We start from the raw sequence: 13,262 nt of genomic DNA on the forward strand, positions 1-13,262 counted from the left end.
GATGTTTGAGAAGATACTCATAGCCAACAGAGGCGAGATTGCCTGCCGTGTCGCGCGCACCGCCAAGCGGCTCGGCATCCGCACGGTGGCAGTGTATTCCGAGGCTGACACGCGGGCCTTGCATGTCGCCAGTTGCGATGAAGCCTGGCTGATCGGCCCTGCGCACCCGCGCGAATCCTATCTGCGCGGCGACCGCATACTCGATGTCGCGAAGAAAAGCGGCGCCCAGGCGATTCATCCGGGCTATGGCTTCTTGTCCGAGAATGCGGACTTTGCGCGCGCCTGCCAGCAGGCCGGTGTCGTGTTCATCGGGCCGCCGCCCACCGCAATCGAAGCGATGGGTTCGAAATCGGCCGCGAAGGCGTTGATGGAGAAGGCCGGCGTGCCGCTGGTGTCCGGCTATCACGGCGACGCGCAGGAGCCCGCAACGCTCGCAAAAGAAGCCGGGCGCATCGGCTATCCGGTGCTGATCAAGGCCTCCGCCGGCGGTGGCGGCAAAGGCATGCGCGTGGTGAATCAGGCAGCCGAGTTCGCCGAGGCGCTGGCTTCGGCGAAGCGGGAGGCTGCCTCGTCTTTCGGCGATGACCGGGTGCTGATCGAAAAATATCTCGCGCGTCCGCGGCATATCGAGATGCAGGTGTTTGCCGACATGCACGGTGCCTGCCTGCACTTGTTCGAACGAGACTGTTCCGTGCAACGTCGCCACCAGAAGATTCTCGAGGAAGCGCCGGCGCCGGGCATGAACGAAGAACGCCGCAAGCAAATGGGCGACGCTGCGGTCGCGGCGGCGAAAGCGGTGGGCTATGTCGGCGCGGGAACCGTGGAATTCATCGCCGAGCAGGGCGGCCGCTTCTATTTCATGGAAATGAACACCCGGCTGCAGGTCGAGCATCCGGTCACCGAGATGATCACCGGCCTCGATCTAGTCGAATGGCAGTTGCGTGTCGCCTCAGGCGAGGCGTTGCCGCTGGCCCAGGAACAACTCTCGATCAGCGGTCACGCGATCGAGGCGCGCATCTATGCCGAAGATCCGGCGCGTGGCTTTCTTCCGGCCGCCGGCTGCGTCGAGCATCTGCGCCAGCCGCAGCCGAATGCGCACGTGCGCATCGACAGCGGCGTGCAGGCAGGCGATGAAGTCGGCGTGCACTATGATCCTATGATCGCCAAGCTGATTGCCTGGGACCGGGATCGTGCATCCGCGCTGAGGCGGTTGCGTGCCGCGCTGGGCGAGTACCAGGTGGCGGGCATTGTCACCAACCTTTCCTTCCTGTCCAAGGTCACCGCACATCCTGCTTTCGCCGATGCCGATAGCAATCCGGGATCGCTCGACACCGGCCTGATAGAGCGGAATCGGGTGGCGCTTTTCCCCGAGCCGGCGCCTGTGCCCGATGCGATCCTGGCAATCGCGGCATTAAGCGAGTCCTTGCGCATGGATCGCGAAGCCGCGTCGGCCGCGGCCCGTTCGGGCGATCCTTATTCGCCGTGGCATTTGCGTCACGGCTGGCGCCTGAACGAAGACAATCACCACGTTTTCGTATTTCTGGATGCGGGAAAGCGCAAACAGATCGTGGCGCACTATCGCGGCGGAGGCTATCTGTTGGAGTTGCCTGATGGCGGGAGCATGACGGCGTCGGCGAGCCACGCCGGCGACGGTACGATCGGCGTGGCACTCGATGGCAAGCGCAGCCGCGCCACGGTCGCGCGCCGCGCCGGTGAGCTGACGGTATTCGCCGGCGGCGGTAGTTACCGGCTGGAGTTCGACAAGCCTGTCACCATTGAAGAGGAAGATCCCTCGGGCCGGCTGGTTTCGCCCCTGCCGGGCAGCGTGATCCAGGTGCTCGTCGACAGCGGCGAGATTGTGGCCAAAGGACAGGCGCTCATGATTATCGAAGCCATGAAAATGGAACACACGATCAGCGCGCCGAAGCGCGGCACGGTCGGGCAGATATACTTTTCCAAAGGAGAGCAGGTGGCCGAAGGTGCGCAACTGCTCGAGTTCGAACCGGAGGAAGCCGTCAAAGCATGAAATATCCAGCACGCGTAAAGATTGTCGACGTCAGCCCGCGCGACGGTCTGCAGAACGAACCGGGCTCGGTGCCGACCGAAGTCAAAGTCGAGCTGGTCGATCGGCTGTCGGACGCCGGATTGCAATCGGTCGAGGCCGGCAGCTTCGTATCGCCGAAATGGGTGCCGCAGATGGCCGACTCCGCCGACGTCATGGCACGTATCCGGCGCAAGCCGGGGGTGGCCTATCCGGTGCTGGTGCCGAACATGAAAGGACTGGAGGCGGCGATTGCCGCCGGTGCCGCCGAAGTGGCAGGGTTCGCTGCGGCCACCGAGGCTTTTTCAAAACGCAACACGAACTGCACGATCGCGGAATCCATGCAGCGTCAGGCGGAGGTATGCAAGGCGGCGCTCAGTACCGGCCTTCGCGTGCGCGGTTACATCTCGGTCGTGCTCGGCTGTCCCTACGAAGGCGAGGTAAAACCGGAGGCGGTGGCCGACGTTGCGCAGCAGCTCTTCGACATGGGCTGTTACGAGATTTCTCTCGGCGACACCATCGGCACCGGCACGCCTGCGCGTGCCCTGCGCCTGATGGAAACACTAACGAAGAAGATTCCCGTAGGGATGCTGGCCGGCCATTTCCACGATACTTACGGCCAGGCCCTCGCCAACATCCTGGCCGTGATGGAGTCGGGCGTGGCCACATTCGACAGTTCGGTTGCCGGGCTCGGCGGTTGCCCCTACGCGAAGGGCGCGACCGGCAACGTCGCCACCGAAGACGTGCTCTATATGCTCAACGGGCTCGGCATCGAAACCGGCATTGACATGAATCTATTGCTCGACGCAGCACAGTTCATTTGTGGTCACCTCGGCCGGCCGACGGTGTCCCGCGCCGGCCGCGCGTTGGCGGCGAAACGCGACAAGGCCGCCGCGTGAACACTGCATTCAAGGATGTACCTTCTCCCTGCGTAAACGTCTGCCAGATGAATCCGTACAGCGGGCTGTGTCGCGGCTGCATGCGCACCCTGGACGAAATCGCGGGCTGGCTCGACCTTTCCGCAGCCGAAAAACTTGCGGTACTCGACAGTCTCGAAGAGCGCCGACGCACTGGGACTTCACGTTGAATACCGGATTGACCGCACCCGCTCCACGCAAGCTCATGCATCATCGCCAGGTCGAATGTATCGGCTACCGCCGCGACGACGGCCTCTGGGATATCGAAGGACACCTGGTCGATACCAAGAGCTACGATCTCAAGGACCTCGATCGCGGCCCGACGCCGGCCGGACAACCGCTGCACGAGATGTGGCTGCGGCTCACCGTGGATGACGAACTGAATGTCGTCGACGTGGAAGCCCGCACGGTTTGGGGGCCGTACAACATGTGCGGCGATATCACGCCGAACTTCCAGGCGCTGAAAGGACTGGCGATCAAGGCCGGCTGGACGCAGAAGACGCGCGAACTGCTGGGCGGTACCAAGGGCTGCACTCACCTGCTGGAGCTGCTCGGTCCGATGGCGACGACCGCGTTCCAGACGATCTATCCGCTGCGTTCGCGACGCGAGCGCGAGCAGGGCAACCGTAAGCGTCCGGGCCTGCTGGATTCCTGCCATGCCTGGGCGTCGGACAGCCCGGTGGTCGCGAAGCGTTTTCCGGAGTTTTATACCCGCCCAAAAAAAACGACGCCCGGCTGAGGACCGATGCGCCCCAAACCGCTGTCCGGCATTCGCGTTCTCGATCTGACCCGGCTTCTGCCCGGGCCGGTTTGCACGCTGCATCTCGCGGACCTGGGCGCCGATGTAATCAAGATCGAAGATACGGTGGCGGGCGACTACGCGCGCACACTCGGCGCCGAGCCGGGGAAAACCGCGCCGGTGTTCGCCGCGATCAACCGCAACAAGCGTGCACTGCGGCTCGATCTGAAAAAACACGAGGGTGTGGAAGTATTCCTGAGGCTGGTGCGCGACGCCGATGCCGTGGTCGAAGGCTTCCGTCCCGGTGTCGTCGACCGTCTGGGTGTGGGTTATGCCGCCTGTTGCCAGATCAATCCACGCATCGTCTATTGCGCAATTTCCGGTTATGGTCAGACCGGACCGTACCGCGATCGCGCCGGGCACGACGTCAACTATTGCAGTTACGCCGGATTCATCGACCAGGTCGGCAGCGAGCAGGGCGATCCGGTGATCCCCAACATCCAGATTGCCGACATTCTCGGCGGCGCGGTGGTGCCGGCGATGGGCATTCTCGCCGCGCTGCTCGATGCGCAGCGCAGCGGCAAGGGCCGTTACGTCGATGTCGCCATGACCGAAGGCGTGCTCGCACACAATCTGCAGGCGCTGGCCGCGGTTGCGTCGACCGGAAAGACGCATCCGCGCGGCGCGGATTTCCTCTCAGGGCGCGAGCCGTGCTATTCGGTCTATCGCACAGCCGACGGTCGCCATATGGCGGTGGGCGCGATCGAGCGTAAATTCTGGGAGCGCGTGTGTGACGTGCTGCAGCGGCCGGACCTCAAGGCTTGTCACTGGGAAATCCGCGCCGAAGCTGGTGCCAGGGATGCGCAGTGGGGCAAGGAACAAACCAGCGCGATCTTCGCCTCAAAGCCGCAGGCCTTCTGGATTGAAAAATTCGCCGGCGAGGATTGCTGCGTGAGTCCGGTGTTGACGCTGGAAGAGAGTTTCCAGGATCCGCAGATCCTTGCGCGCGGGATGGTGATGCGCGACGGCGGAACGCTGCAGTTTGCCCCGCCGCTGAAGATGAGCGAGTACGAGTTCACCGCCGAGCGCGTGGCGCCCAAGGCGGGTGAGCATACCGACGAGATCCTCCGGGAGGCCGGTTACACCGGTGCCGAGATCGACGGACTGCGCGCGACAGGCGTCATCTGACGGGTCCAGTATCCGGGTGGTGGCGCGCTGTCACGCCGTCGCGAATGGGTGGCCGGGTCGCTACAGCGATTCCAGGAACTTCACCAGCGCTGCGCGATCTGCCTTCGGCATGTTCCTGAACGATTCGCGCGACTTGTCCGCTTCGCCGCCGTGCCACATGATTGCTTCGATCACGTCGCGGGCCCGGCCATCGTGCAGCAGGTTGTCATGTCCGCTTACTGTCCGAATCAGGCCGATGCCCCACAGCGGCGGGGTGCGCCATTCGCGACCGCTGGCCCGGAAATCCGGCCGGCCATCGGCCAACTCTTCGCCCATGTCGTGCAACAACAAATCGGTGTACGGATGAATCACCAGATTCGCTGCAGCCGCCATTGCGGCTTTGCTGCCGGTTTGGAGCTGGGGCATGTGGCAGGCGCCGCAATTGGCTTCTGCAAAGAGGCCTTCGCCCCGCTTCACCTCGGCATCGTCCACGTTTCGCCGGGCGGGCACTGCCAGCGCCTGAAGGTAAAAGGTAATGTTGTTGAGACGGCTCGGGACGACCTCGGGCCGGTAATTTCCGGTACATCCGCCCTGGCCGCCACATTTGCTTGCCGACGGCACGTCCAGGCACTGAACCTGCACGCTCGGACAGTTCTCCTCCGGAAAGAATTGGGACGTCGCGCCGATGTCGCCGAGAAACGCGGACGCCGTTTGCTGACGCAGGTTGGGTTGATTTGCTTTCCAGCCGAAGCGGCCGAGCACGGTCTTGCCGTTTTCGTAGTCCCATACGTAGTTAGGTCTGCCGCCCCCGCCGAGCTTTTCCTGTTTTCCGGCGATGGCAAGTATTGTTTCCTCGGGTACGGCTTCCAGTAATCCGAGCCCGACCATGGCCGGCGCAATGCGCGGTGAAATCATGATGTCCTTGCCGAGCTCGCCGAATTGAAGTGCCATGAACTGAATCTTCGGGACACGCAAGACCATCTTTTCTCCATCCGCCAAGCTCACTTCGCGCGCCTGATAGGTAATGACCGCCTGGCCTTCGGCGGGGACGCGACCCGGGATGCCCCGGTTTTGCAGCTGATCCCCGTAGGCGGGATGCGGATTCGGTCCTCCTTCCCTGGTCTCCCCTGGAATGCTCAGGCGCACCAGCATTCCGCGGACGGCTTCCTCCCCGTTCTCCGGCGCTCTGGCACGTCCATTGTTCTCATGGCAGTGCGCGCAGCGATCTTCGTTGAACGTAGGACCCAGACCCCAGACCCCCCCGGGATTCGGCGCGAGAACCCAGGCCTCATTGAATTGCTCTTTGCCCTTGATGAACTGCTCGGCCTGCTCTTTGTCGAGCATGGCGACAGGTATCGAAAAGGCGTTCGCACCCGATTCGGCTGTGGTAAAACTTCCTGCGGAAAGCGCAGCGGGTTCGAGGAAATCGGTATTGCCGCTCGCCAGCAATGCGATGCAGGCGAGACTGGCCGACACGGCCAGACTTGATGCGTTGATCGGCGGCATTCCGGATCGACGAGTTGGGGAAGGTTCAAAAAGCACGGTGCACTCGCGCGGGGCTGAAGTTGTACGGCCGTGCCTCGCAACGGGCACCGTCAGTGATCGTGGTCCCACGGGCTGTGCTTGACCTCGGGCGGAAGCCAAACCGTCTGATAGATCCTCTGCAGATCCTTTTCCTTCGCGATCTCGTCGCTGACCGACAGGTTGGCATACTTCGCTGCGGTTGGACTGGAGTGACCGCGGAGGTTCAAGCTGGGTGCCGACAACACCTTGCGCAGCGCACCATCGCAGTTGGGGCATCGCTCGGGACGCGGATCGTTAATACCATGGCGGGTCTGGTAGATGATGCGACAGGGGTCGCAGGCGTACTCATAGGTTGGCACTTTGTTCTCCCGCCCTTTTACCTAAACTGAAAGGGGCCGATCCCGGATGGAATCGGCCCCATCGACGACAGATCCGGAAATCAGGCCAGCTTGGTCTTGTTTGCCAGGATCTCGACTTTCGCCTGCATCGCCGCCTGCTTATTGATGTTCCAGATGCGAGCTGCATTCTCGCCGAAGACTTTGCGACGGATTTCGTCGGTGATCTTCGGATAACCGTGGCCCTCGACCAGTTGGTCGGGGATCTGGAATTTGCGGAACGCCTCGATCTGCCATTGCGGATTGCCCCACAACAGTGAGTCGGTTCCCCACAGCACGTAGTCCGGACCGAGATCGCGCAACAGGGTGCCGAGGACATGCGCACATTCCAGCGGCCGGCTGGTCACGGTGGCGGCGAACGTCGAGCCGACTTCGCAGTACAGGTTCTTGCGCTGCGGCTTGAAGGTCTTCAGCGCGGCCAGTTCATTGTGATATGGCCAGGCCGAGTGATAGGCGATGAAGTTCAGATCGAGGAAGTCATCCGCCACGGCGTCGAAGTCCTCCGCGTGCGCATAGCGTGCGTAAAACTGGCCGAACGGGATGCCCTTGTGGCAGCCGACGTTCTTGATGCCCAGCTTGCGGCACTTCTCCCAGATCGGGTACGCGAGCTTCTCGTCGTCGAACCACCAGCCCTTCTTGGCGGTCGCGTCGAAGGTGTAGAGCTTCAGGCCCGAGATCTTGTACTGCTCGACGTACTGCGTCAGACGATCCAGCGTCACGCTCAGGCCCTGTTTCGGCGTCAGCCCGCCGGCCAGCATCAGGGTGGACTTCGGCCAGTTGTTGCGCACCCCGACCTGGTACTCCATCGGGATCATGTCCTGCCCGCCGTAATGCTCGCGGAAGCCGAATGGGTTGAAGATGCCGACCGTGGTGTCGCTTTCCTGCAGGATCAGCTTGCCGTAGTTCTCCACGTTCATGTCGCGCGTGCCGTTGGGCAGGCCGAAGGCCTTGCCGAGGTCGTCGAGCAACTGCACGAACCACATGCCGCGCTCGGTGGTGTTGACGCCGAGTTGATAGTGGCCCGGGCGGGTACAGACGTGCGTGTGAACGTCGACGATGAAGTCGGTGCTGGCGCGCGCGACCTGGATGGCTTCGCTCTTGGCGCCGACATCGGCAGCTTCGGCCTCGCCGACTTCGAAGAACTTCATTCCCGTGACTTCGTTGGCAGCGAGCATCGCCGCCGAGAAACCCAGGGAAGACGTGATGAAATTGCGTCGCGATACGCCCGCCTTCTTGGCGTAGCCGTCCATCTTCTGGGAGATCTTCGGACCCATGCCCCCGGTAAGGAACAATGAGGTGCCGACTTCGTTACCGTTGAACGGGTCCTTGGGTAGCTCCTCAAGGCCCTTGAAGTGCTGCAGGATATTGAACTCCATTGCTGTTCTCCCCCTTTATGGTTGTTGATATTCCAGGCGTCCGGCTGACGTAACCTGAAAATCCTCGGGCGCCTGCACTGACCACCACAAATCTTGAAGAGGTTGATACTGACCTTGGCAGGACGACGCTACTCCTGCCGAAAATTCGTGTCAATTGAACCGGCCAAGCGGTTGTAGCCGAGCGCGCTTATGCTGCAGTGCATGCAGCACCATTCAATGAATGGGGGGATGGAAACAGAGGCGACAACGGCCGCGGAATGGATCATTCTTCAGGATCGGGCTGCAGCCAGTAATTGAAGGTATCCGGGTGAGCCGCCATCCAGTTACGCGCGGCATATTGCGGCGTAAGTTTCTTTACGTTCACCAGGTAGTCCAGTTCCGTCACGGACTTGATCGACAGCGAAATGCGCTGCAGCGCGTTCCAGGTGCGCTTGTCGGCCCGGGCGCGAAAATCCTTATGGGCGACGAGATAGACCTTGTCGGGTCCGCCCAGCAGCTGCTTCGGTTCTTCCAGTATGCGCATCTTGGCGACGCGATTGAGATACTGCGGCTGCCAGAGCGGCATGACGAACCAGCGCTGCGCGGCGATGTTGTCTTCGAAATTGGCAATCCAGTCCACCGGCTTGCCGGGCGCGAGTTGATAGCCGGCCTCTTCCAGGCGGTACTCTTGCATGATTTTCTTCGAACCGATCATCAGGCCCGAATCCGGGCGCGTGCCGCGAATCTCCTTCTGCATCCTTGCCGCCACCCCGGGCTTGCGCAAATCAGCGACGCTGCTGACTTCGGACGCGGGCACGTAGTCCGGCACCGACCAGAACAGCCGCGCATCGTCGAACAACATGGCCACTTTCTCCAGGCTGTCCTTGTACTGCTCCCAGTACGGGGCGTGCGCGTTCGGCAGCCATGCGGCGACGAACAGTTCCACTTCGCCCTTGCCGAGCAGGGGATAGATCTCGGCGTGGCTGCCCTTCTGCACGCCGACGTTGTAGCCGAGGCGTTCGAGCACGATCTGGATCACGCTGGCGGTGACTTCGTAGAAGGAAAGGTCGACATGACCCAGCGACACGTGGCGCGACTGCGCGTGGGCGACGGATCCGCACAAGGGCAGGGCGGACAACATGGCACAGAGCTTTCGTCTTGTTACATTCATTTTCTCGATATCAGGCAGGAAGTCGGGGTCGGCGATGCAGATTGGCTGCGCAGTAAACAGCATTCTACCGAAGGCGTTCGTGGCGGATACTGCGACGGCATTGCCCATGATTGCAGGTGCAAATAAAATGGCGGCATGGGCAAATCTCTTGAAAGCAGCAAAGGCTCGGCGTGGGCGCTGTTCCTCACCGCCCACGCCGTGCTGGTCGAGAAAATAGAGCAGCAGTTCAGCGCCGCCGGCATGCCCCCGTTCGGCTGGTACGACGTGCTGTGGGGGCTGGAGCGCGCGGCCGGCCATCGTTTGCGCATGCATGAGCTGGCGGAGATGACGGTGATCTCGCGCAGCAATCTCACGCGGCTGGTCGATCGGTTGGAAGCCGTCGGGCTGGTTGCGCGCGAGCGGGCGGAGGAAGATCGACGCGGCGCCTTCGCCGTGCTGACTGCGGAAGGCAAGGCGATGCGAAAAAAGATGTGGCCGGTCTACTCGGCCGCCATCAAGAAATACTTCGAGGATCACATCAGCGAGCAGGATGCCGAACAGATGGGCAAGGCGATGCGCCGCATCCTCAGCGCCGCGCGAGACGAAAAGTCACGCGTCTAGATAGACGCCCTCGGTGGCTTCGCAGAACGTCCGCGACTGATCAGGTCAGCGGCAACATCACCAGTTTCTTGTAGGCCGGGCGGCTGCTCAGGTTGTCGAACCAGCGCTGCAAGTTGGGCAATTCCGTGCGTTCGATGGGCAATCCCATCCAGCGCCAGATCCCGCACCCCATGGGAATGTCGCCCATGGTCAAGGTTTCGCCGACGATGTAGCTGCGGTTCTTCAGGTGTGCATCCAGGTAGGCGAGCCCCTCGGCGGTTTTCAGGCGGGAGTCTTCCATGGCGGCTGTGTCACGCTGATCGGGTGGTGTGCGCACCAGATCCCAGAACAGCGGACGAAAGTTCGGCCAGAACGTCGTGTTCTGCCAGTCCATCCACTTGTCGGCCTCGGCGCGGATATTGAGATCCTCGGGCCAGAGCTTGCCGGCGCTGTGCTTGGCGCTGAGGTAACGCACGATCGCGTTCGACTCCCACAGCACGAAGCCGTCTTCCTCGATCGTCGGCACCAGGCCGTTGGGATTGAGATTGCGATACTGCTGCGTATTCACCACGCCGAAGCTGCCGCCGGCGTCGACGCGCTCGTACGGGAGATTCATTTCCTCGCAGCACCACAAGGCCTTTTGCACATTGACGGAATTGATGCGCCCCCAGATCCTCAGCATGATGGCCTCCCAGGTTTATCCATTGTGTCAGTGCGATGCGCCAAGATCCGCCAGTGCGGCATCGATGAGGCGGCGCGATATGCTGATCTTGCCAGGCAATGCCTGCGGCAACCGGTCGAGCGTGAACCAGTCCGCCGCCTCGATTTCACCAGGTTCCGGCGTGATTTCACCGCCCGCGTAATCGGCGTTGAACGCGATCATCAGGGAGTGCGGAAACGGCCACGGCTGGCTGGCGAAGTAGCGCACGTTGGCGACTTCGATGCCGACTTCTTCGCGCACCTCGCGTACCAGCGTCTGCTCCAGCGTCTCTCCCGGTTCGACGAATCCGGCGAGCGCGCTATACATGCCGGGTGCGAAATGCGGCGAACGCGCCAGCAGAAATTCGCGCCCGCGCCTCACCAGCGCCATGATGGCCGGCGCGATGCGGGGATAGTGGACCTGGCCGCAACTCGGGCATTCGCGCGCCCGCTCGTGGTTCTTGATCTGCGTGGGCGTGCCGCAACGTCCACAGAACTGATGGGAACGGTCCCAGTCCACGATCTGGAATGCGCGGCCCGCCAACGCGAACAGCGAGTCGTCGATGGAACCGAACAACGCGCGCAACCCCGACCATTGCATGCCCTCCGGTGGCGTGCTGCCTTCTTCGAGCTCGCAGGCGAAACAATGCTGTTCGCCGAGGATGCCGAGGTACTGGCTGCGCTTGGGCGATACGCCGAGTTCGCGCATATCGCGCGCGCTTGGAACACTGGCACTTTGCGTGTCGCGCCGGACCAGGATCTGCGCACCCTGGAACGCAAACCACAACGCCGGCCCGGTCCTGTCGGCCGGTGGCGTGACCAGTGCGGTAAACCGGTCGGGCGTGGCCAGCACCATGGCTATTTCTTCGGCATGTACAGGTCGGTGATGCTGCCTTCGGCGATTTCGGCAGCGAACATGACCGTCTCCGACAAGGTCGGATGCGAATGGATGGTGAGCGCCATGTCCTCCGCGTCCGCTCCCATTTCCAGGGCGAGAACCGTTTCCGCAATCAGTTCACCGGCGTTCGGGCCGACGATGCCGGCGCCCAGCAGCCGGCGCGTTTTCTTGTCGAGGATCAGTTTGGTCAGGCCCTCGTCACGCGCCATTGCGCGCGCGCGGCCGCTCGCAGCCCAGGGGAAGCTCGCCTTCTCGATTTCGACGCCTTGCGCCTTGGCCTGCGTTTCGGTCAGGCCCATCCATGAGATCTCGGGGTCGGTATAGGCCACGGACGGAATGGTGCGTGCGTCGACTGCGGCTTTATGCCCGGCGATGACTTCCGCCGCGATCTTGCCTTCGTAGCTGGCCTTGTGCGCCAGCATCGGGTCGCCGACGATGTCGCCGATTGCAAAGATATGCGGCACGTTGGTGCGCAGTTGTTTGTCCACTGCAATGAACCCGCGATCGTTGACGCTCACGCCGGCGCCTTCCGCGGCGATGGCCTTACCATTCGGACGCCGGCCGACCGCCAGCAGCACGCGGTCGTAAATCTGGGGCGCCGGCGCATTCTCTCCTTCGAACGTCGCTTTCAGACCGTCCTTCTGTGGTTCGAGTTTGGTTACCTTGGTCTTGAGATAAATGCCTTCGTAGCGCTTCTCGATGCGCTTCTGCAACGGCCGTATCAGGTCACGATCGGCGCCGGGAATCAGGCCGTCGAGCATTTCCACCACAGTGACCTTCGCGCCGAGTCCATCGAATACACAGGCCATCTCCAGGCCGATGATGCCGCCGCCGATCACCAGCAACCGCTTCGGAATGTCCTTGAGCTCGAGCGCGGCCGTGGAGTTCATCAATCGCGGATCGTCGTAGGGCAATCCGGGAATCTTTGCCGATTGCGAACCCGCGGCGATGATGGCGTGATCGAACGAAATTTTTTTGACGCCATCTGGCGACTTTACCTCGATCATGTGCGGTGACGTAAACGTGCCGACGCCTTGCACCACGGTGACCTTGCGTTGCTTGGCCAATCCCGCAAGTCCGCGAATCGATTTCTCTACCACGCCGCTTTTCCATTCGCGCAACTTGTCGAGTTCTATTTTCGGCTTGCCGAACGACAGGCCGAAGTGGCTCATTTCCTCGGCCTCAGCAACGACGCGTGCCGCATGCAACAAGGCCTTCGACGGAATGCAGCCGACGTTGAGGCACACGCCGCCCAATACCGGATAGCGTTCGATCAGTACGGTCTGCTTGCCGAGGTCAGCGGCGCGAAATGCGGCCGTATAACCGCCGGGTCCCGAGCCCAAAACGACGACTTCGGCGTGGATGTCACCCTTGATGACTGGCGTCGAGGATGTAGCCGCAGGCGCCCTGGCGGGTACAGCGGCTGCAGGCGGGGGTGAGGATTTCGGCGCTTCCGGTTTTTGCGCCGGCATTTGTGCTTTCTGCGCCGGTGCGATGGACGCAGCGCTTTCGAGCGTGAGGATCAGGCTGCCTTCGGACAACTTGTCGCCGGGTTTGATCCTCAACTCCCTGACGACGCCGGCTACCGGTGACGGCACTTCCATCGTCGCCTTGTCCGATTCCAGCGTGATCAGCGAATCTTCCTTTTCGACCTTGTCGCCGGGTTTGACCAGTATCTCGATCACGGGAATGTTCTTGAAATCGCCGATGTCGGGGACTTTGACCTCGATCAGATTGCTCATGAGACTCCTCTTGTTCTTATGGGTGCGTGCTGGCG

Annotated in this window: 13 protein-coding genes; 6 read left to right on the plus strand and 7 right to left on the minus strand. The window is 62.1% G+C overall.

Annotated elements, in window-relative coordinates; translation table 11 throughout:
- Window position 1 precedes the first annotated feature (1 nt).
- Genes HY067_13140 through HY067_13160 form a run of 5 tightly spaced genes read left to right on the plus strand, consistent with a single transcriptional unit; the run spans window position 2 to window position 4,885 of the window.
- Complete coding sequence (locus tag HY067_13140) at window positions 2-2,026, plus strand: acetyl/propionyl/methylcrotonyl-CoA carboxylase subunit alpha (GenBank protein MBI3528900.1); 2,025 nt, start codon at window positions 2-4, stop codon at window positions 2,024-2,026.
- On the plus strand, window positions 2,023-2,940 hold the full coding sequence (locus HY067_13145) for a hydroxymethylglutaryl-CoA lyase (protein ID MBI3528901.1): 918 nt from the start codon (window positions 2,023-2,025) through the stop codon (window positions 2,938-2,940). The genes HY067_13140 and HY067_13145 overlap by 4 nt, the downstream gene beginning before the upstream one ends.
- The gene (locus HY067_13150; GenBank protein ID MBI3528902.1) at window positions 2,937-3,128 is read left to right on the plus strand and encodes a DUF1289 domain-containing protein; all 192 of its coding nucleotides are present in this window, start codon (window positions 2,937-2,939) and stop codon (window positions 3,126-3,128) included. The genes HY067_13145 and HY067_13150 overlap by 4 nt, the downstream gene beginning before the upstream one ends.
- A gap of 35 nt (window positions 3,129-3,163) precedes the next feature.
- The gene (locus HY067_13155) at window positions 3,164-3,697 is read left to right on the plus strand and encodes a DUF2889 domain-containing protein (protein ID MBI3528903.1); all 534 of its coding nucleotides are present in this window, start codon (window positions 3,164-3,166) and stop codon (window positions 3,695-3,697) included.
- 6 nt (window positions 3,698-3,703) lie between these two features.
- Window positions 3,704-4,885, plus strand: coding sequence for a CoA transferase (locus tag HY067_13160; protein MBI3528904.1), 1,182 nt, complete (start codon window positions 3,704-3,706; stop codon window positions 4,883-4,885).
- Window positions 4,886-4,945: 60 nt separating this feature from the next.
- Here HY067_13160 and HY067_13165 read toward each other — a convergent pair whose 3' ends face one another.
- The 4 genes from HY067_13165 to HY067_13180 all read right to left on the minus strand — a co-directional run bounded on the left by HY067_13165 (window position 4,946) and on the right by HY067_13180 (window position 9,417).
- A complete protein-coding gene (locus HY067_13165; GenBank protein MBI3528905.1) occupies window positions 4,946-6,370 on the minus strand; it encodes a c-type cytochrome in 1,425 nt (474 codons plus the stop codon).
- Window positions 6,371-6,459: 89 nt separating this feature from the next.
- Window positions 6,460-6,747 (minus strand): hypothetical protein, encoded by a 288-nt coding sequence (locus HY067_13170; protein ID MBI3528906.1) that lies wholly within the window; start codon window positions 6,745-6,747, stop codon window positions 6,460-6,462.
- 80 nt (window positions 6,748-6,827) lie between these two features.
- On the minus strand, window positions 6,828-8,159 hold the full coding sequence (locus tag HY067_13175; GenBank protein MBI3528907.1) for an amidohydrolase: 1,332 nt from the start codon (window positions 8,157-8,159) through the stop codon (window positions 6,828-6,830).
- A gap of 262 nt (window positions 8,160-8,421) precedes the next feature.
- Window positions 8,422-9,417 carry a glycine/betaine ABC transporter gene (locus HY067_13180; GenBank protein MBI3528908.1) on the minus strand — a complete coding sequence of 332 codons (996 nt, stop codon included), beginning with the start codon at window positions 9,415-9,417 and terminating at the stop codon, window positions 8,422-8,424.
- A 27-nt stretch (window positions 9,418-9,444) separates the two neighbouring features.
- Here HY067_13180 and HY067_13185 point away from each other — a divergent pair, with 27 nt between their 5' ends.
- Window positions 9,445-9,909, plus strand: coding sequence for a winged helix-turn-helix transcriptional regulator (locus HY067_13185; protein ID MBI3528909.1), 465 nt, complete (start codon window positions 9,445-9,447; stop codon window positions 9,907-9,909).
- 40 nt (window positions 9,910-9,949) lie between these two features.
- Here HY067_13185 and HY067_13190 read toward each other — a convergent pair whose 3' ends face one another.
- From HY067_13190 to lpdA, 3 genes are read right to left on the minus strand one after another with little or no spacing between them, the layout of a single operon-like run.
- Window positions 9,950-10,570, minus strand: coding sequence for a glutathione S-transferase (locus HY067_13190; protein MBI3528910.1), 621 nt, complete (start codon window positions 10,568-10,570; stop codon window positions 9,950-9,952).
- Between the two features lie 27 nt (window positions 10,571-10,597).
- Window positions 10,598-11,443: an NAD(+) diphosphatase gene (nudC, locus tag HY067_13195; protein ID MBI3528911.1), complete on the minus strand. Its 846-nt coding sequence runs from the start codon at window positions 11,441-11,443 to the stop codon at window positions 10,598-10,600.
- 2 nt (window positions 11,444-11,445) lie between these two features.
- A complete protein-coding gene (gene lpdA / locus HY067_13200; GenBank protein ID MBI3528912.1) occupies window positions 11,446-13,227 on the minus strand; it encodes a dihydrolipoyl dehydrogenase in 1,782 nt (593 codons plus the stop codon).
- Window positions 13,228-13,262: the final 35 nt, after the last annotated feature.

The sequence above is a fragment of the Betaproteobacteria bacterium genome (assembly GCA_016194905.1).
In the GTDB taxonomy this organism is placed as follows: Bacteria; Pseudomonadota; Gammaproteobacteria; order Burkholderiales; family JACQAP01; genus JACQAP01.

What these genes read in the sequence shown, in the direction of transcription:
- HY067_13140 (MBI3528900.1), top strand. Translation starts at nt 2, where the DNA reads ATGTTTGAGAAGATACTCATAGCCAACAGAGGCGAGATTGCCTGCCGT.
- HY067_13145 (MBI3528901.1), top strand. Translation starts at nt 2,023, where the DNA reads ATGAAATATCCAGCACGCGTAAAGATTGTCGACGTCAGCCCGCGCGAC.
- HY067_13155 (MBI3528903.1), top strand. Translation starts at nt 3,164, where the DNA reads ATGCATCATCGCCAGGTCGAATGTATCGGCTACCGCCGCGACGACGGC.
- HY067_13160 (MBI3528904.1), top strand. Translation starts at nt 3,704, where the DNA reads ATGCGCCCCAAACCGCTGTCCGGCATTCGCGTTCTCGATCTGACCCGG.
- HY067_13165 (MBI3528905.1), bottom strand. Translation starts at nt 6,370, where the DNA reads ATGCCGCCGATCAACGCATCAAGTCTGGCCGTGTCGGCCAGTCTCGCC.
- HY067_13175 (MBI3528907.1), bottom strand. Translation starts at nt 8,159, where the DNA reads ATGGAGTTCAATATCCTGCAGCACTTCAAGGGCCTTGAGGAGCTACCC.
- HY067_13180 (MBI3528908.1), bottom strand. Translation starts at nt 9,417, where the DNA reads ATGGGCAATGCCGTCGCAGTATCCGCCACGAACGCCTTCGGTAGAATG.
- HY067_13185 (MBI3528909.1), top strand. Translation starts at nt 9,445, where the DNA reads ATGGGCAAATCTCTTGAAAGCAGCAAAGGCTCGGCGTGGGCGCTGTTC.
- HY067_13190 (MBI3528910.1), bottom strand. Translation starts at nt 10,570, where the DNA reads ATGCTGAGGATCTGGGGGCGCATCAATTCCGTCAATGTGCAAAAGGCC.
- nudC (MBI3528911.1), bottom strand. Translation starts at nt 11,443, where the DNA reads ATGGTGCTGGCCACGCCCGACCGGTTTACCGCACTGGTCACGCCACCG.
- lpdA (MBI3528912.1), bottom strand. Translation starts at nt 13,227, where the DNA reads ATGAGCAATCTGATCGAGGTCAAAGTCCCCGACATCGGCGATTTCAAG.